At 55.9% G+C, this 18,498-nt stretch carries 14 protein-coding genes; 8 read left to right on the plus strand and 6 right to left on the minus strand.

All coding sequences use genetic code 11. The features are described 5' to 3' along the window. Positions 1-104: 104 nt before the first annotated feature. A complete protein-coding gene (locus tag IEX96_RS11040) occupies positions 105-494 on the minus strand; it encodes a RidA family protein (protein WP_150005583.1) in 390 nt (129 codons plus the stop codon). 88 nt (positions 495-582) lie between these two features. Between IEX96_RS11040 and IEX96_RS11045 the strand changes: the two genes are divergently transcribed. Beyond that, positions 583-2,046 carry an oxidoreductase gene (locus IEX96_RS11045; protein ID WP_150005584.1) on the plus strand — a complete coding sequence of 488 codons (1,464 nt, stop codon included), beginning with the start codon at positions 583-585 and terminating at the stop codon, positions 2,044-2,046. A 9-nt stretch (positions 2,047-2,055) separates the two neighbouring features. On the opposite strand, the gene IEX96_RS11050 is transcribed toward IEX96_RS11045, so the two are convergent. From IEX96_RS11050 to IEX96_RS11070, 5 genes are read right to left on the minus strand one after another with little or no spacing between them, the layout of a single operon-like run. Further along, positions 2,056-3,231 (minus strand): acyl-CoA dehydrogenase family protein, encoded by a 1,176-nt coding sequence (locus IEX96_RS11050; RefSeq protein ID WP_150005585.1) that lies wholly within the window; start codon positions 3,229-3,231, stop codon positions 2,056-2,058. After that, positions 3,231-4,040 (minus strand): enoyl-CoA hydratase family protein, encoded by an 810-nt coding sequence (locus IEX96_RS11055; RefSeq protein ID WP_150005586.1) that lies wholly within the window; start codon positions 4,038-4,040, stop codon positions 3,231-3,233. The genes IEX96_RS11050 and IEX96_RS11055 overlap by 1 nt, the downstream gene beginning before the upstream one ends. Further along, positions 4,037-4,540 carry a MarR family winged helix-turn-helix transcriptional regulator gene (locus tag IEX96_RS11060; RefSeq protein WP_150005587.1) on the minus strand — a complete coding sequence of 168 codons (504 nt, stop codon included), beginning with the start codon at positions 4,538-4,540 and terminating at the stop codon, positions 4,037-4,039. Before IEX96_RS11060 ends, IEX96_RS11055 begins: the two co-directional genes overlap by 4 nt. Further along, positions 4,541-5,305, minus strand: a complete 765-nt coding sequence (locus IEX96_RS11065; protein ID WP_150005588.1) for an SDR family NAD(P)-dependent oxidoreductase — start codon at positions 5,303-5,305, stop codon at positions 4,541-4,543. Then, entirely contained in the window at positions 5,302-7,611 is a 2,310-nt protein-coding gene (locus IEX96_RS11070; RefSeq protein WP_188873933.1) for a bifunctional salicylyl-CoA 5-hydroxylase/oxidoreductase, read from the minus strand. The genes IEX96_RS11065 and IEX96_RS11070 overlap by 4 nt, the downstream gene beginning before the upstream one ends. Positions 7,612-8,000: 389 nt before the next feature. Between IEX96_RS11070 and IEX96_RS11075 the strand changes: the two genes are divergently transcribed. The 7 genes from IEX96_RS11075 (at position 8,001) to IEX96_RS11105 (ending at position 18,403) form a co-directional block, all read left to right on the plus strand. After that, a complete protein-coding gene (locus IEX96_RS11075) occupies positions 8,001-10,463 on the plus strand; it encodes a TonB-dependent receptor (protein WP_229773692.1) in 2,463 nt (820 codons plus the stop codon). An 18-nt stretch (positions 10,464-10,481) separates the two neighbouring features. Beyond that, positions 10,482-11,597: an LLM class flavin-dependent oxidoreductase gene (locus tag IEX96_RS11080; protein ID WP_150005591.1), complete on the plus strand. Its 1,116-nt coding sequence runs from the start codon at positions 10,482-10,484 to the stop codon at positions 11,595-11,597. Positions 11,598-11,731: 134 nt separating this feature from the next. Then, complete coding sequence (locus IEX96_RS11085; RefSeq protein ID WP_229773693.1) at positions 11,732-12,517, plus strand: cyclase family protein; 786 nt, start codon at positions 11,732-11,734, stop codon at positions 12,515-12,517. A gap of 25 nt (positions 12,518-12,542) precedes the next feature. After that, positions 12,543-14,693, plus strand: coding sequence for a ferredoxin family protein (locus tag IEX96_RS11090; protein ID WP_188873934.1), 2,151 nt, complete (start codon positions 12,543-12,545; stop codon positions 14,691-14,693). Then, positions 14,683-16,275: an indolepyruvate oxidoreductase subunit beta family protein gene (locus tag IEX96_RS11095; protein WP_229773694.1), complete on the plus strand. Its 1,593-nt coding sequence runs from the start codon at positions 14,683-14,685 to the stop codon at positions 16,273-16,275. Before IEX96_RS11090 ends, IEX96_RS11095 begins: the two co-directional genes overlap by 11 nt. Then, complete coding sequence (locus IEX96_RS11100) at positions 16,272-16,829, plus strand: gluconate 2-dehydrogenase subunit 3 family protein (RefSeq protein WP_150005592.1); 558 nt, start codon at positions 16,272-16,274, stop codon at positions 16,827-16,829. The genes IEX96_RS11095 and IEX96_RS11100 overlap by 4 nt, the downstream gene beginning before the upstream one ends. After that, positions 16,826-18,403: a GMC oxidoreductase gene (locus IEX96_RS11105; RefSeq protein WP_150005593.1), complete on the plus strand. Its 1,578-nt coding sequence runs from the start codon at positions 16,826-16,828 to the stop codon at positions 18,401-18,403. The genes IEX96_RS11100 and IEX96_RS11105 overlap by 4 nt, the downstream gene beginning before the upstream one ends. Positions 18,404-18,498 lie beyond the last annotated feature (95 nt).

Raw genomic sequence — 18,498 nt, forward strand, 5'->3', positions numbered from 1 at the left:
ACGTATGTGGATAAAACAAATATTTTAAAAATAAAGCATTAATCTTGAAGGCGGCAGCAATAAGCGCTTCAGGCTCAAAGAAAAGCCCCGGACTTTAAAGCTTTTCAATCGGGCACAATGGCCGTGGTTTCGATTTCCAAAAGGGCATCAGGCTCCACCAGCCCCGCCACCTGTACCGCTGTCATGGTGGGATAATGTGCGCCGATCAGAGTGCGGTAAATGGCGCCGATATCCGGCAAAGACGACCGGTAGCCATCTATGTCCACAATATACCATGTCATGCGGACAATATGATGGGGGGCCGCATCGCCTGCTTTCAAAACCGCCAGGGTATTTTCAAGAATTTGGCGGAACTGCCCGGCGAAATCGGGCGGGAAGCGCCCTTGGGTATCCCAACCCACTTGGCCCGCAACGAAAATCTGTCGGCCACGGGTGGAAAGGCCATTGGAATAGCCTTTGGGGCGCGGCCAGCCATCCGGCAATAAAATATCCATAGTTTCTTTCCTTCGAGGCGTTGGAGCGTTCAAATGGCTCCATTCATTTTATGTTTAAACTAATGGCGTTCTAGCGTACTCTACGCCCATGTACAAGCCACGACAAAGAATTGCTTATCCGTCAAGCGCCGGTTCCTGGCCCGATGAAGTGCAAGCGAAAGCCGCTCGGTTGTTCTCTCCACTTGAAGCGGGGCCGCTGTTTCTCAAGGAGCGCAGCTGGGTTCCGGCCATGGTGCCGTGGCGTGCCAGCGCAGATGGGTTCGTCACCGACGAGGTGTTGGATTGGTACGGGCGATTTGCGCAAAGCCGCCCCGGCGCTATCGTTGTGGAGGCGACGGGTATCCGTGATATTCCCAGCGGTCCCTTATTGCGCATCGGGGATGATCGCTTTTTACCCGGCCTTCAAAAACTGGTGAAACGGGTGCACGAAGAAAGCGGCGGGCAGACGCGGCTGTTGATTCAATTGATCGATTTTTTGGCCATTCGCCGTCGTCCAAAGCCCGAAACATATTTCGATCGTTATCTGGAGCTGACCGACCGGCACCGTGATGTGCTGAATATGGCCCATGCCTCAGACGCCGATATACGCGCATATCTGAAAACACTGGATGATGAAGCGCTGAAAAGGGTTTTAAGCCCCCGCGAATGGGAAGCGCTTGAAATGGGCTATCGGGAGCGGGTGACAGATACCCATCTCCCCCATATCCGCGATCTGCCGCAGACTTTGCCCGGCCTTTTTGCCGATGCGGCCCGCAGAACCAAAGAAGCCGGTTTTGACGGGGTGGAGCTGCATTATGCCCATGCCTATACAATGGCATCGTTCCTATCCGCGCTTAATACCAGAACCGATGGCTATGGAGGCGTGCCGGAGCATCGGCTTCGCTTGCCTTTGGACGTGTATTTTGCTGTGCGTGATGCGGTGGGGAAGGGCTATGCGGTGGGCTGCCGTTTTTTGACGGAAGATTGTATCAAGGGCGGCACCGGATTGTCTGAATCCACCCGGTTCGGGGTGGCCTTTGCCCGCGCCGGAATGGATTTCCTTTCCACTTCGCGTGGGGGGAAATTTGAAGATGCGATGCAGCCAAAGCCCGGTGCTGCGGCCTATCCCTATACCGGGCCAAGCGGTTATGAATGTATGCCGCAATTCTTGTCCGACGAACGGGGGCCTTATGGGCGTAATATCGGCCCCACAGCCCAAATCCGTATGGCCATCAGGGAGGCTGGCTTTGAAACGCCGGTGGTGGTGACCGGCGGCATCCATAATTTCCAGCAGGCGGAAGGGATTTTGGCTGCGGGTCAAGCGGATATCATCGGCGCGGCGCGGCAATCGCTGGCGGACCCTGATTGGTGGCGTAAAATGCGCATGGGGCTGGGTGATGCCGTGCGCCTGTGCGAATATACCAATTATTGCGAAGGGCTGGATCAAAAGCACAAGCAAGTGACATGCAAGCTTTGGGATCGTCTGGATCTGGATGACCCGACTGTGCGTTTGAGCCGGGATGGGCGGCGTCGTCTCACGGCACCCCGATGGCGCGATGGGGACGAAACCTGAAAATACGCTTTATTGTTCCAGAACCTGTCGGGCGATGATCAGCTTTTGCACTTCCGATGCGCCTTCATAAATGCGCAGGGCGCGGATTTCGCGGTAGAGCTTTTCCACCGGATGGCCAGAGCGCACACCAAGGCCGCCAAAAATCTGTACGGCCTTGTCGATGCTGTTTTGGGCATGGTCGGTGGCATAAAGTTTGGCCATGGCGGCTTCCCGCGTTACCCGCGTTTTCTTGACATCTTTTGTCCAAGCGGCGCGGTAGATTAAAAGCGCGCTGGCATCAATATCCAAAGCCATGTCGGCGATTTGCGCCTGCACCAGTTGCAACGCGGCCATGGGGGCACCGAACAAATGCCGGTTGGTGACGCGGTGGCTGGATTCTTCCAAAGCGCGGCGGGCAAATCCAAGGGCGGCGGCCCCCACGGTGGAGCGGAAAATATCCAGCGTTGCCATGGCCGCCTTGAAGCCCGATCCGGCTTCATGCAGGCGGTTTTCCTGTGGCACCATCATATCTTTAAATGACAAACGCGCCAAAGGATGCGGGGCGATCACCGGAATACGTTCGGCAATGGATAGTCCCGGCGTTTGGGCATCCACCACAAAGGCGGAAATGCCGCGCGCCCCCGGCGCTTCCCCCGTGCGGGCAAACAGAGTGTAGAAATCCGCGATCCCGCCATTGGAGATCCATGTTTTCTCGCCATTGACCAGATAACCGTCCGATATGGGGGTGGCGGTGGTGCGCATGGCTGCCACATCCGATCCTGCATCCGGCTCCGATAGTGCAAAGGCCGCCACTTTTTTGCCCTTGGCCACTTCGGGGAGGTAACGGGCTTGTAGGTCGGGGCTGCCAAACAGGCTGATGGTGCCGCTTCCCAGCCCTTGCATGGCAAATACGAAATCCGCCAATCCCGAATGGCGGGCCAGCGTTTCGCGGATCAGGCACAATGACCGCACATCCAGCGTATCAAACATCCCACCATGGGCTTTCGGCACCACATAACGCAGCCATCCGGCCGCGGCGAGGCGGCCCAGAATGGTGCCGCATAACGCGTCCACCGCCGCTTGATTTTCATGGGCGGCTTCTTCTAAAGGCGCGATCTCCTGTTTCGCCCAGACATCCAGATCATGGGCAAGGCTGCGGTGGTGATCGTCAAAAAACGGCCAATCGAGAAAACTTTTATCTGCCATCAATCGCCCTCGAAAATCGGGGTTTCCTTTTTGACGAACGCCTCATAGGCACGCACGAAATCTTTGGTTTGCATGCAGATGGCCTGAGCCTGTGCTTCGGCCTCGATGGCGGCATCCAGGCTCATGTCCCATTCCATATTCAACTGGTTCTTGGTGACGCCATGGGCAAATGTGGGGCCATGGGCCAGCATATGAGCGGTTTTTTGCGCTTCGGCCAAAAGATCGGTTGCAGGCACAAGGCGATTGTAAAAGCCCCAGCGTTCGCCTTCCTCTGCGCGCATTATCCGGCCGGAAAACAACAGGTCCGAGGCGCGTCCTTGTCCGATGATGCGGGGCAGAATGGCGCAGGCTCCCATATCGCAGCCCGCAAGACCCACGCGGGTAAACAGAAACGCCGTTTTGCAATCCGGCGTGCCATAACGCAGATCGGACGCCATGGCGATGATGGCCCCGGCGCCCACACAAATGCCGTCCACCGCGGCGATTACGGGCTGCGGGCAGCCGCGAATGGCCTTTACCAGATCTCCGGTCATGCGGGTGAATTCAAGCAAATGCGGCATGTCCATCTTTGTCAAAGGACCGATGATTTCATGCACATCGCCGCCGGAAGAAAAATTTCCGCCCGCGCCGGTTATAACCACGGCCTTGATCTGGTCGTCATAGGCCAGCGCCCGGAAGCGGTCGCGCAGATCGGCATAAATCCCGAAGGTCAGGGGATTTTTACGGTCGGGACGGTTCAGGGTCACGGTGACCACCCGGCCTTTGATGTCCCACAGGATTTGGCCCGGCTCTGCTTTTTGCGATGTCATGACGGGTTTTTCTCCGGATTGCTGCGGATGACGGAATTTTGCACCTGCCGCAGATCGTCCATCAAACGGTTTTCTTCCTCCACCGATATGCTGGCGAACATTTCATCGATCCAGTTTTCATGCACATGGGCCATGGCCTTGAATTGTTCCATGCCTTTATCGGTCAGCTTCACATAATGGGTGCGGCGGTCTTTGGGGGCGCGGCTACGGACCACGAAACCGTCCGCTTCAAGCCGGGATACAAGGCCGGTGACATTGCCATTGGAAACCATCAGGAAACGTGACAATTCTCCCATGGTCAGCCCATCGGGGTGGCGCTCCAAGGCGGACAGCACATCAAAGCGCGGCAAGGTGGTGCTGAATTGCTCTGCCAGCCGGTTGCGAATGGTGTTTTCGATCAGGATGGTGCAACTCAGCATCCGCAACCACAGCCTCAAAGACTGCTTGCTATGGGGCGCGCCCCCCAGCTTTTCAGGAAAAGTCTTTGGTAGATGGGTCATTCACATTACCTCACCTCCGGCAATCGCAAGGGCTTGCCCCGTTATCGAACCTGCGTCAGACGAACAGAGCCACAGTGCTTGTGCGGCGATTTCGTCCGGTGTGATCAACCGCTTTTGCGGATTGTCCTTTGCGAGTTCGGCTAGGGCTTCGGTTTCCGTGCGGCCGGTTTTCTTCATTATGATGTCAACAGAGCGCCTTACGATATCCGTATCGGTAAAGCCGGGGCAAATAGAATTCACCGTGATGGATGTGCGGGCAAGTTCCAGCGCCATGGCCCGTGTCAGCCCAATGACCCCGTGTTTGGCAGCCACATAGGCGCTGACATAAGGATAGCCCTTCAATCCGGCGGTGCTGGCAATATTGATGATGCGCCCAAAACCGTGCTCTTTCATGCCGGCAAGGACAGCCATGCTGCACAAGAACACGCCGTCAAGATTGACCGCCATCACCTTGCGCCACATTTCGAAGCTGGTTTTGGATAAGGGCGCACTGGGAGCAATGCCCGCATTGTTCACCAAAATGGTCACCGGACCAAAGCGTTTGGCCGCCTGCTCGAATGCAGTGGCGACAGCGGCTTCATCGCAAATGTCCACCGCGATTGCCTGAGCCTTTGGGAGCTTAGTCGCCAAGGCCTGAAGCCGCTCTTCATCGCGGGCCATCAAGGTGATGGCCGCCCCCGCATCGGCCAAGCGCTTTGCAATCGCTTTCCCGATGCCGGTCCCGCCGCCGGTGACGACCGCATGCTGTTTGGCAAGGTCGGTCATGCTTTTATCTCGAGCATATCGGCGGCCATTTCCGCAGCCCGCGCGAGATTGCGTTCAAGCTGGCTAAATCCCGAAAGATAGGGTTTGGGGGTGGCAACGCCGTGATAGCCTTGTTCCGCTGCGGCGCGGAGGGCCCAGTTCGGGTCCAGCAGATGCGGCCGACCAAGGGCGCAAAGATCGGCCCGGCCAGAGGCCAGAATCGAATTGACATGATCGATCTCGTAAATATTGCCCACGGCCATGGTGGCCACATGCGCTTCATTGCGGATCTGATCGGAAAATGGCGTCTGGAACATGCGGCCATAAACCGGCTTGGCTTTGGGGGAGGTTTGCCCCGCCGATACATCGATCAGGTCGGCCCCTGCCTCGGCAAATGCGCGGCTGATTGCCAGAATATCTTCCGGACTGATGCCATCGCCTTCGACCCAATCACAGGCGGAAATACGCACGGCCATGGGTTTATGGTCGGGCCACACGGCACGTATGGCGCGGAAGACTTCCAGCGGATAGCGCAAGCGATTTTCCACCGGCCCACCATAGCTGTCGGTGCGGGTGTTCATCAGCGGGGTGAGAAAGCTGGATATCAAATAGCCGTGGGCGGCATGCAGTTCGATCATATCGAACCCGGCTTCATCGGCCATTTTGGCGGCCCGAACATGGTCATCGCGGACCCGGTCCATATCGGCACGATCCATGGGCTTTGGCGTTTGGTTTTGGGGGCTCCATGGCACGTCTGACGCGGCGATGATCGGCCAGGCTCCTTCGTCTAGCGGTACATCATAACCGTCCCAACCGACTTTCGTTGCGCCCTTGGGACCTGCATGGCCAAGCTGCATGCAGATGCGCGCCTCGCTATGGCTATGGACAAAATCCACCACCCGTTTCCATGCTGCAAGATGGTCCGGCTTATACATGCCTGCACAGCCCGGCGAAATGCGCCCGTCACGGGAAACATCGGTCATTTCTGTATAAACAAGGCCCGCGCCACCCATGGCCCGAGCCCCATAATGGACCAGGTGGAAATCATTGATGGTGCCATCATCGGCGCTATACATGGACATGGGCGAGACGACGATACGGTTTTTCAGTTCCATGGACCGCAGTTTGAACGGCGTGAACATGGGGGGAATGGCCTCGTTCTTATCGGCGCCAGCAGCCTTGCAGGCATACCAGCGCTCGACATTTTCCAGCCAATCCCGGTCACGCAAGCGCAGATTTTCATGGCTCACCCGCTGCGACCGGGTCAGCATGGAATAGGCGAATTGCATGGGATCAAAGTGCGTATAGCGTTCCACATGCTCAAACCATTCGGTGGAATTGCGTGCTGCACTTTGCAGCTTCAAAACCTCCACTTCGCGTTCTTCTTGATACCGGGCCAAAGCATCCGGCACGGACAGATCGTTGCTGTTTAAAACATTGGCCAGACTTATGGCATCTTCGAAAGCCAGCTTGGTGCCCGATCCGATGGAAAAATGCGCCGTATGGGCGGCATCGCCCAGCAGAACCACTTTGTCATGGTACCATTTTTTGCACAGAATACGGGGGAAGTTGATCCATGCCGAGCCGCGAATATGTCGGGCATTGCTCATCAGTGCATGGCCATCCAGATGGTCGGCAAACAGCGCTTCCAGGGCCCGGCAGTTTTCATCCTGGCTCATCCGGTCAAAACCGAAGGCTTCATAGGTTTCATTGGAACATTCAACAATGAAGGTGGAGGTGTCTTTATCGAAGCGATAAGCATGGACCCAGATCCAGCCATGCTCGGTTTTCTTGAAGATAAAGGTAAAGGAATCAAACAGCTTATGGGTGCCCAGCCAAACAAATTTATTGGCCCGTATATCCACATCGGGTTTGAAATATTGCGCATAAGCGGTGCGGACTTTTGAATTCAATCCGTCAGAGGCAATGATAAGATCCGCGTCCTTGAACTGCTCCAGATCCGGCGACATATCCCGCTCGAACACCAGTTCCACACCTACTTCGCGGCAACGGTCTTGCAAAATATTGAGCAGACGCTTGCGGCCAATACCGCAAAAGCCATGCCCGCCCGATGTGATGCACTGGTCTTTGAAATGAACGTCGATATCGTCCCAATGGGCCAATTCATCAAGGATGGTCTGTGCGGACTGGGGATCATTGTCGCGCAGATTTTGCATGGTCTGGTCTGAAAACACCACGCCCCAGCCAAAGGTATCGCCGGGCTTGTTGCGCTCATAAACCGTGATCTGGTGATCCGGGTTGTGGATTTTCATGGACAAGGCAAAGTAAAGGCCAGCAGGGCCGCCCCCCAAGCAGATGATATTCATCCCATCCCTCCGATTTGCATTAGGTCCTGATGGTATGGGGGCGGGGGCATCGGGTCAAATAAAAAACTTTATGTTTAAAATAAAATCGACAAAGAGAGTGCTCCCGCAAAGAGCGCAAGATAATTGCGCAAAACGGGGTATTTGCTGCGCTGCACCTATATATTTTACATATAAACTTTGACAGATAAATAATTTTGAACTTAAAATAAATTTCGATGGCGCCCATAAGCACAGAAAATGTGCGGCACCAAAAGATGAGGCCGATGACGCGGCCCGGATCAACGACTCTTTGGGTGAGGAAGGGGAAAATGCAGATGATAAATAAAGAGCAGACGTGCCAGAATCCTAGGGGCAGGGGGAAGGGCCGCTTTTTATGCAAGGCTTCGGCTGTGGCCGTTTTGGCGGCGACGATCGCACCCTTGAATATGGGCTGGGCCCAAGCCATTTCATCCGATGACCAGCAATCCATAGCGCCTGAAGAACAACAAAAACGCGGCGGATTGTTGGAAGAAATTGTCATCACCGCCCAGAAACGCGAACAAAGCCTGCAATCGGTGGGCATTGCCGTTACAGCCATTTCGGGCGAGCAAATGCGCGAATATGGCGTTGAAAAAAGCTATGATATCGCCGCCATGACGCCGGGGGTTCATATTTCGGGGAATCTGGCGGGGCAGAATACCCAATTTACCATCCGCGGTGTGACCCAGAATGATTTCAACGATATCGTTGAAGCCCCCAATGCCGCCTATTTGGATGAGGGTTATATTGCTATTTCCCAAGCCCAGACCTTCGCGGTATTCGATATTGATCGGGTGGAAATCCTGAAAGGCCCGCAAGGCACATTGTTTGGCCGCAATGCCACCGGTGGTCTTGTGCACTATCTCAGCAACCAGCCGACCTTCGATTCCGTTGAAGGCTATGTGGATGCGGAATACGGCTTTTTCGATTCGCCCGCCCATGCCAATGGCGGACGCATCGAAGCCGCCCTTGGCGGTCCTTTGGGCGAGCATTTGGCCGCACGCGGTGCTGTGATGTTTTCAAAGCATGGGGGATATTTGAAAAACAATTATCCCGATGGAGCCGTTGGCGGCTCACCGGGGCCGGGGGCAGGCGTCAATCTGGGGGATGATGATACGCTGGCCGGGCGATTCACGGTCGTATATCAGCCCACAGACAGTTTTTATTGGCGGGTTTCAGCCAATGTGGAGCGCAGCCGACTGAGCACCGGGCCGTTCCAATCCAAGCCCACCATTGCGGTGTTTGAAGATGTGAATGGCACCAATGAATTGGTCAATGTGATTGATGTGCCCCCTGGGGAAAGCCGTGCCTCCATCGGGCCGGGTGGGGTGGATCTTGGCACCGATCTGGATAATAACGGGCTGTTCGGTGGCGATGATGCGCCGGGCGCGGAATTTTTCGGACGGTTTGCGCCCGGTGGCGATTTCTTTGGCTATCTTGATCCCGATGGCAAAGGCTTCAGCTTTTCGGGCGATTTCGCTTTCGATGATGCCAATTCCACGGATACATGGGGTGTGAATAACAATATCCAGTGGGATATCAGCGACAGCATCACCCTTACATCCATCAGCGATTATAAAGACTATGAAAAGCTGTTGTTCATTGATGTGGATTCAGCGCCAGTCAATCAATCTGCGAATTTCGCGGGTGTTGATGCCACCAGTTTCACGCAGGAACTGCGCCTGAACGGCACCACCGAAAAGGCCAATTGGGTGCTTGGGGCATTTTATCTCAATATCGACAATCGCTCCGATAACGGGTTGAAATTCCCCGTCAATAGTGTGGTTCCCGGTGCACCTTTCGATCTGAGCTCCCTTGCTGATCTGGACACCGACAGCTATTCCGCCTTTGCCCATCTGGACTATCAGATTTCCGAGAAATTTGCGTTTATTCTGGGCGGGAGGATCATTCAGGAAGAAAAGGATTACCGCTTTCAGCAGGCCATTTTCCCGACGCAGGATTCACGCAAGATCAATCAAGGCACCCCGATCCCCATTGGCCCGGTATTCGGGCCAAACGGGCCGGAAGCCTTCACGGATGATAGCAGCGATACCTTATGGGCGGGGACCGTTCGCGGCGAATATACCCCGAATGAGGATCTGTTGATTTATGCTGCGGTGAAACGCGGGGTGAAAGCAGGCAGCTTCAATGCCCAATTGGCCGGCGGTATTCCCGTTCCCACCAGCGCCATTCCCTATGATGAAGAGGTGTTGTGGAGCTATGAAGCCGGTTTCAAAGCCCAGCTTCTGGATAACAGCGCCCGGCTGAACGCCAATCTGTTCTATTATGATTATAACGACTATCAGGCGTTCTTGTTTACCGGCGTGTCCGGTGTGGTGATCAATGCCGATGCCGAATATTATGGGGCCGATGTGGAGTTCGTGGCCTCGCCCTTTGAAGGCTTTGATTTCCGTCTCGCAGGCTCGTGGCTCGATGCCACGGTGAAAGATGTGCCTTTGCGGGTGGATGGTCCGATCTCTATTAATGCCAAGCCCAATTATGCACCGGAATTCCAGTTTTCCAGTATGGCCCGTTATGAATGGGCGGCCTTTGGCGGCATGTTGTCGGTGATGGGCGATCTTAGCTGGTCGGACAGCTATTTCTATAATTTGCGCAATTTTGATGCCGATAAGTTCGACAGCTTTTTCTTCGCCAATGCCCGGCTTGCCTGGGCCAGTGATGATGGCCATTGGGAGGCGGCTTTGAAAGTGGAAAATCTCACCAATGCCAAGGCGGGAATTCAGGGCTTCGATCTGGCCACATTGTGCGGTTGTAATGAAATTTCCTTCCGGCCCCCGCGTTGGATCGGATTGAGCGTGCGCTATGCGCTGTGACCGGTAAGGGGGCATAACATGGCACGGGCAATCAACCGTTTGCTCTTGAACGACCATTTCAAGCTGGGCACGTTTTCGGCCAATTGTTCTTCGGGTATGGCGGTAACGAAAGTGCCCGAACGCTGGGATAATTCATGGGAGAATAACCGAAAACTGGTCGAGATGTGCGATGCGGCGGGTCTTGATTTCATGCTGCCCATCGCGCGCTGGATCGGTTATGGCGGCGAAACGAACTTTCATTTCAATGTGTTGGAAACCATGACATGGGCGGCAGGGCTTTTGGCCTTGTCCAAGCGAATTTCCGTGATTGCCACCTTGCACACGGCTTTCAATCATCCGGTGGTGGCGGCAAAGCAAATCGCCACCATCGACCATATCGGCAAGGGACGCGCGGGGTTGAATATCGTCGCCGGGTGGAACGAGCCGGAATATAAAGCCATGGGGTTAAGCCTGCCTGATGACCATGAAACCCGTTATGGCTATGGGCAGGAATGGTATGACATCGTGCATAAATTGTGGAGCGAAGCCGGGGCTTTTGACTGGGACGGGCGCTATTTCCACTTGAAGGGCGTTCATTCTGACCCCAAACCCTGGGCCGGTATTCCTCCCATTATCAATGCCGCAGGGTCCGAACAAGGCCGGGCTTTTGCCATCCGCAATGCCAATTTCCTTTTCACCCCGGCCATTGATCTTGATCGGTCGAAAAAGGAAATCGCCGAATTAAAGGACATGGCGCAGCAAAAAGGCAGGGATGTGGATGTGCTGACCTTTTCCTATGTGGTGTGCCGCCCAACGGAAAAGGACGCGCAGGATTATCATGAGTATTATGCCAAAACCCATGCAGACTGGGCGGCGGTAGACAATCTGATCCGCTTGCAATTCGCCCATGCGCAAAGCTTCCCCCATGATTTGTTGAAGCTGATCCGTGACCGGATGGCGGCAGGGCATGGGGGCTATCCACTTGTGGGGACGCCCGAACAGGTGGCGGACAAGATATGTATGCTTCATGAAACGGGCTTTGGCGGCACCACATTGGCCTTTGTGAATTATACGGAAGAGTTTCCGTATTTCCGCGATACTGTGTTGCCCATCCTGGAAGAGCGCGGTTTGCGCCTTCCAAATGTTTCGCCATAAGGCCATATCAGAAAAATAGTTTAACTTTAAAATTGCAGCATTGGCGGTGATGCCGTTAATCTGTTTATGTGGATGGGGTGGGTGATGTGCGCCAATCCTTTCGTCCATAAAGGACCATAAAAGGGAGATGCCTTGTGTCGCAACAAACGCTTATGGATCTGGCAAAAGGACTTTCAGAGTGCCGTATCACCGTGGTCGATTTGACGCAGCCTTTGGAGCCGCAAACGCCGACCCTGCAATTGCCCTCCCAATTTGCCGCATCGCCCGGCTTCAGCATTGATGTGATCAGCGAATATGATGATCGTGGACCGGCGTGGTATTGGAATAAATTCGCATGCGGTGAACATACCGGCACCCATTTCGACGCCCCGATCCATTGGGTGACAGGGAAGGATTATGAAAACAATGCCACCGATACCATTCCGGTGGAGCGGTTCATCGGTCCGGCCTTTGTGATTGATGTGGTGGCGGAGGTAGAGCGGGATGAGGATTTTCTGCTGACACCGGATTTTGTGAAAGAGTGGGAGAAAACCCATGGCCGGATCAGCAAGGATTCCTGGGTTCTGGTGCGATCCGGCTGGTCGAAAAGGCGCAATCCGAAAGCCTTTTTGAACACGCATGAAGACGGCCCCCATACGCCGGGTTTCCATCCCGAAACGCCGAAATTTCTGGCCCAGGAACGCGATATTCTAGGCGTGGGTGTGGAAACGGTGGGAACCGATGCGGGGCAAGCGGCCAATTTTGACCCCATGTTTCCGTGCCATAGCCTGATGCACGGGGCGAATAAATTTGGATTGGCCAGCCTTACCAATCTGGACAAACTTCCGCCCACGGGCGCTGTGGTGATTGCCCCGCCTTTGAAGATTGTGCGTGGCTCTGGCTCGCCGGTGCGGGTGCTGGCTTTGGTCCCCAAAAGCTGAAACCATAAGGCCGGAAAGGCAAATCATGGCGGAACGGTCATTTGCAAAAGAGGTCGAAACCCTCCGGATCGGGGACGGCGAGATCTTCCATGGTGAAGGTATTCTGGCTGTTACCAAGGCGCTGTTGCAATCCGGCGTATCTTATGTGGGAGGCTATCAGGGGGCTCCCATATCGCATCTGATGGATGTGCTGGCCGATGCCGAACCCTTGATGCGGGAATTGGGCATCCATTTTGAAGCCAGCGCTTCTGAAGCGTCCGCTGCGGCGATGCTTGCGGCATCGGTGAATTATCCCTTGCGCGGCGCGGTAACGTGGAAATCCACCGTTGGCACCAATGTGGCGTCCGATGCTTTGGCCAATGTGTCATCGGGTGGGGTCACCGGTGGCGCATTGGTGATTATCGGCGAGGATTATGGTGAAGGCTCGTCGATCATGCAGGAGCGCAGCCATGCCTTTGCCATGAAATCTCAGATGTGGCTATTGGACCCGCGCCCCAATCTTACCAGCATTGTGGATATGGTGGAATTGGGCTTCCAATTGTCCGAGGCCTCCAATACGCCGGTGATGCTGGAACTGCGTATCCGCACCTGCCATGTTTATGGATCATTCACCGCCAAAGATAATCGCGCCGCCACCTTTAGCTTGCGCGATGCCATGGAAAATCCGGTGCGCGATACGGGCCGTATCGTATTGCCACCCGCCAATTTTTCCCATGAACAGGAAAAAGTGACCAAGCGCTGGCCCGCGGCGATCGACTTTATCAAATCCCGACGGATGAACGAATTTTTGGGCGCCGCCACCGGTGATGTGGGCATCATCGTTCAGGGAGGGCTTTATAATAATCTGATCCGCGCTTTGGAGGTGGAAGGCCTGTCCGATATTTTTGGCAAGGCGCGGTTGCCAATTTATGTGCTCAATGTTACGTATCCCTTGATTACGGAAGAAATTGTCGGATTTTGCGCTGACAAGAAAGCGGTGCTTTTGATCGAGGAAGGCCAGCCGGATTATATCGAGCAGGCGGTCAATAGCATTTTACGCAAACAAGATCTGGAAACGCGGATCGTGGGCAAGGACGTGCTGCCCATGGCCGGGGAATATACCGGCGCGGTTCTGCGCGCAGGCATTGCGGCTTTCATAAAGGCGCATGGAGAAAGCCTCGGGGCTGCCGGTTCTCTGGGCCATAACCTTCCCAAACAGCCAGACAGTCCGGCGTTGGACGATTTGAATGCGCTTTTGCCGCCCCGTCCGGCGGGATTTTGCACCGGATGCCCGGAACGGCCGGTTTTTTCCGCCATGAAGCTTTTGGAGCGGGAGATGGGGCCGTTTCATGTGTCATGCGATATTGGCTGTCATTTGTTTTCAATCCTGCCGCCGTTCAATATCGGCAATACCACCATGGGCTATGGCCTTGGCTGGGCGGGGGCCTCCGCCTTCAACACCCAATCGGACAAGCGCACCATTTCAGTGATGGGGGACGGCGGATTCTGGCATAATGGCCTGTCTAGCGGCGTGGGCAATGCGGTGTTCAACAAGAACGACAATGTGTTGCTGATTGTTGACAATAACTATGCAGCCGCCACCGGCGGGCAGGATATTTTATCAAGCCGTGGCAAGCGTGAAAGCAAATCCACCGGCCACAGCATCCAAAGTGCCGTGCGCGGCGTGGGGGTGACATGGCTGAAAACCGTGGGCAGCTATGATGTGGCAAAAATGCGCGATACCTTGCGCGATGCCCTTACGACACCGGAAAAAGGCCCCAAGGTGATCGTGGCGGAAGGCGAATGTATGCTGAACCGCCAGCGCCGTGAAAATCCACTGCTGGCGAAAAAGCTGAAAAGCGGCGAGCGCCTTGTGCGCACCCGTTTTGGCATCGATCCCGATAGCTGCACCGGCGATCATAGCTGCATCCGTTTGTCCGGCTGCCCTTCTCTGACTATCCGCGAAAATCCCGATCCCTTGCGGGAAGATCCGGTCGCCGCCGTGGATAATAGCTGTGTGGGCTGCGGTTTGTGTGGCGAGGTGGCTCATGCCGCCGTGTTGTGCCCCAGCTTTTACCGCGCCGATGTGATCCAGAATCCCGGCCGTTGGGATCGTTTTATGGCGAAAATGCGGGCGCGGATCATCCAGTGGGTGGACCGCCGTTCTGAAAAGGGGCGAAGCCGTCATGCCTTTTGATCCTATGAAAAACGGGCCGCGTCCCATCACTTTGGCTATTTCAGCCCTTGGCGGGCAAGGCGGCGGTGTGCTGTCTGGCTGGATCGTTAAAATGGCCGAACGCTGCGGGTATCTGGCGCAATATACCTCTGTTCCCGGCGTCGCGCAGCGCACGGGCGCGACCATTTATTATCTTGAGCTGTTTTTGCACGAAGAAGCCAAAAAAGCAGGGCGCCCGCCGGTTCTGGCTTTGATGCCCATGCCCGGTGATGTGGATATTGTGATTGCATCGGAGCTGATGGAAGCAGGCCGGGCCGTAAGCCGGGGCTTTGTGACCGCGGATCGTACCACGCTCATTGCATCGACCCATCGGGACTATGCCATCAGCGAAAAAGCGGCCATGGGAGACGGGACCGCCGATGCGCAAACGGTGCTGGAAGCCACACGCGCCCATGCCAAACATCTGGTGGCCTTTGATATGAAGGCAAGCGCCGAAGCGGTGGGAAGCGTGATTAGTTCGTCGCTTTTTGGGGCCTTGGCAGGGTCCGGCGCATTGCCTTTCCCCCGCGAGGCGTATGAAGACACCCTCCGCGAAGGGGGGCGGATGCTGGAAGCCAATCTGGCTGCCTTTGGCGCAGCCTATGATCTGGCCCGAAAGAATGTGGCTGGCGACGCACATGGGGCAGAGCCTTCGCCATCATCGCCCTTGCCGCATCAATCACAGCTTCAATCGGCGTCTTTGGCCTTGGCGGAAGGAAAGCCGGCAGCCGTGCGCGATATGCTGAACCGTATTCCCGCTGAATTGCCGCCTGCGGTGCATGAGCTGGCGGTGGAAGGCACACGTCGCTGCGTTGATTATCAAGATCTTGCTTATGCGGGGCTTTATCTGGACCGATTGGCTTTAGTGGCGCGATTGGATGATGGGGCGCGCGGCTTTCAACTGAGTGGGGTGGTGGCCCGGCAATTGGCCTTGTGGATGAGCTATGAAGACACCATCCGTGTTGCCGATCTGAAAACCCGGGGCAGCCGCTTTGCCCGCGCCCGCAAGGAAGTTCGCGCCAAGCCGGACCAGATTGTTTATCTGACGGAATTTATGCACCCAAGGGTGCGCGAAATAGCCGATAGCTTGCCAGCCCCTTTGGGTCATATGGTTCTTGATACACCATGGATAAACAAGTTTGTGGGGTGGTTCTGCCGAAAGGGGCGGACTATCCACAGCACCAAGCTGGGCGGCTTTTTTCTTTTGAAAAGCCTGTCTGCCTTGCGCCGTATCCGCCGATCCACCCTGCGTTATCAAGAGGAACAGGCCCGCATCGAACGCTGGCTGGCGCGCATCGAAGATTTGGCCGGATCGCATTATGATCTGGCACTGGAAATTGGCCGCTGCCAAACTCTGGTAAAGGGCTATGGCGATACGCATGCGCGCGGATTGGGAAATTTCAATCGCCTGATGGGGGCTGTGGACATGCTCAAATCCCGCGCTGACGGGGCGGCTCTTTTGGCCGAATTGCGCGCCGCCGCTTTGGCCGACGATCAGGGGCAGGCTTTGGAGGAAAAAATGGCCGGTCTTTCCCGGTCGCCGGAAAAAGAGCGCAAGACATGACCTATCCCCGCCGCGCCTTACTGAAAGCAACGGCGAGCGGGGCCATGCTGTTTGCCGTCGCCGGGCGCACACACTTGCTGACACCAAGACAAGCGCGGGCCAAAGGGGCTGCGTTCCGGTTGCTCAAAGATGCGGAAATCCGGTGTCTGGATGCGATGGGAGAGGCTCTGGTGCCGGGGTCCGCCAGTGCGGGCCTTGCCCATTTTGTGGATGCACAGCTGAGCTGTTCTTTTGCGGAAAGTCTTTTGACTGTGCGCTATCTGGATATAGCGCCGCCTTGGGAGCTTTTCTATCGCTCCGCGCTGGCAGCCACCGACAAAGCCGCTCAGGCACGCTATGGCGGGGCCTTTCACACAGTATCGTCTGAACAGGCGACAAAACTAGTGGAGGCAATGGCGAATAATGCCATTCCCGATTGGGCCGGACCACCATCGGCGTTGGTGCTGTTTGTCCTGCGCGCCGATGCGGTGGATGTGCGCTATGGCACCATGGCAGGGTTTGACGGGCTGGATATCCCTTATCTTGCCCATCTCGAGCCGGAGGACCGCTGGTGAGTGCGGCACAAAAACATGAGGCGGTAGACGCGCTGATTGTTGGCGCGGGTGCGGCGGGATCGTTTTATGCGCGGCTGTTGGCACAGGCTGGAAAATCGGTGGTGGTTCTGGATGCCGGCCCCGGATGGGAAATGGCGGATCTGATCAGTAGCCAGATCTGGTCGCGGCGCTTGCGCTGGGGTGGCGAACCTGTTGCGTCTACCGGTACGCATCCCTTTGGTTATGGCTTTAATGCAGGCTGGGGTTTGGGAGGCGCAGCACTTCATCATTATGGCACCTGGCCGCGCTTTGACGAGAGCGATTTCAAGGTTAAAAGCCTTTATGGCCGGGCGGTGGACTGGCCGCTGGATTATGCGGAACTGCGCCCCTTTTATGATCGTATTCAAGAAGATGTGGGCCTTTCAGGTGATGCGGAAACGGAAATCTGGCGGCCTGAAGGTGATCCTTATCCCATGCCGCCCTTGGCCCGTTTTGGGCAGGCGGATGTGTTGGAACGTGGGTTCAAAGCCTTGGGGATGCACACCGCCCCCATGCCCATGGCGATCAATTCCACATGGTATAAGGGGCGCGCGCCCTGCATCTATGATGGCTGGTGTGATGCAGGCTGCCCCATTGGTGCGCTTTATAACCCGCTTGTGCGTGATATTCCCGAAGCGAAAAGGGCAGGCGCGGACTTTCGCAGCCAATCGGATGTGATCCGAGTGTTGGCCCATAAGGGCAGGGCGACCGGCGTGGTCTATGCCGATGATTCTCGAAATCTGCACGAGCAACGGGCCGATCTGGTGATATTGGCCGCTTCGGCGGTGCATAATCCGGCGATCTTGCTCAATTCCGCTTCTGCCGATTGGCCTTTGGGTCTTGGCAATTCCAATGGGCTGGTGGGGCAGGGATTCATGACCCATTCATTGGGGGGGATATATGGCCTGTTTGATGAGGAAACAGACCCGCATCTGGGGGTATCGGGCGCGCAGCTTTCTTGCCGCGATGGTTATGAAAAAGACAGTCGGGAAAAAGGTTTTGGCAGCTATCAATGGCTGATTGCCCCGGCCATGAAGCCCAATGATCTGGCGGGTATTGCCACCAGCCGCGCCGATCTTTTCGGCCAGGATCTGTCATATTTCATGGAACGGGCCAGCAAACATATGGCCAATATTCTGGCCATGGGCGAAGACCTGCCGCGCCCTGAAAACCGCATCACGCTTTTTGATGACCGTGATCGCCATAACCGGCGGCGGGTGCGCATTATCCACAGCTTTGACGAGGATGCTTTGGCGGTGCGCGACCATGCGCGGCGCGAAGGGCTGGCGGTTATGGAAGCTGCCGGTGCGCGCGATTATTGGGCGGGGCCTTTGGCAACAGCGCATATGATGGGCGGCACCCCCATGGGAGACGATCCGCAGCGCTCGGTGGTTGATCGCTATGGCCGCAGCCATGACGTGCCTAATCTGGTGCTGGCGGGAACCGGACTTTATCCCACGGCCGGGGCGGTGAATCCCACCTTCACGCTTTATGCGCTGTCTTTGCGCAACGGAGAGCATTTATTGGCCCATTGGTCGGATTATGTGGCGGGCTGACGGCAGGACGGCAAGGCGCATCGCTCTTATCCGATTTGATCTACATCAAGGTTTTGTTGTAGCTTTTCTATAGAATGAATTGGGAATTCAGAAAG

The organism is Iodidimonas muriae (assembly GCF_014647255.1).
In the GTDB taxonomy this organism is placed as follows: Bacteria; Pseudomonadota; Alphaproteobacteria; order Sphingomonadales; family Rhodothalassiaceae; genus Iodidimonas; species Iodidimonas muriae.

What these genes read in the sequence shown, in the direction of transcription:
- IEX96_RS11040 (WP_150005583.1), bottom strand. Translation starts at nt 494, where the DNA reads ATGGATATTTTATTGCCGGATGGCTGGCCGCGCCCCAAAGGCTATTCC.
- IEX96_RS11045 (WP_150005584.1), top strand. Translation starts at nt 583, where the DNA reads ATGTACAAGCCACGACAAAGAATTGCTTATCCGTCAAGCGCCGGTTCC.
- IEX96_RS11050 (WP_150005585.1), bottom strand. Translation starts at nt 3,231, where the DNA reads ATGGCAGATAAAAGTTTTCTCGATTGGCCGTTTTTTGACGATCACCAC.
- IEX96_RS11055 (WP_150005586.1), bottom strand. Translation starts at nt 4,040, where the DNA reads ATGACATCGCAAAAAGCAGAGCCGGGCCAAATCCTGTGGGACATCAAA.
- IEX96_RS11060 (WP_150005587.1), bottom strand. Translation starts at nt 4,540, where the DNA reads ATGACCCATCTACCAAAGACTTTTCCTGAAAAGCTGGGGGGCGCGCCC.
- IEX96_RS11065 (WP_150005588.1), bottom strand. Translation starts at nt 5,305, where the DNA reads ATGACCGACCTTGCCAAACAGCATGCGGTCGTCACCGGCGGCGGGACC.
- IEX96_RS11070 (WP_188873933.1), bottom strand. Translation starts at nt 7,611, where the DNA reads ATGAATATCATCTGCTTGGGGGGCGGCCCTGCTGGCCTTTACTTTGCC.
- IEX96_RS11080 (WP_150005591.1), top strand. Translation starts at nt 10,482, where the DNA reads ATGGCACGGGCAATCAACCGTTTGCTCTTGAACGACCATTTCAAGCTG.
- IEX96_RS11090 (WP_188873934.1), top strand. Translation starts at nt 12,543, where the DNA reads ATGGCGGAACGGTCATTTGCAAAAGAGGTCGAAACCCTCCGGATCGGG.
- IEX96_RS11095 (WP_229773694.1), top strand. Translation starts at nt 14,683, where the DNA reads ATGCCTTTTGATCCTATGAAAAACGGGCCGCGTCCCATCACTTTGGCT.
- IEX96_RS11100 (WP_150005592.1), top strand. Translation starts at nt 16,272, where the DNA reads ATGACCTATCCCCGCCGCGCCTTACTGAAAGCAACGGCGAGCGGGGCC.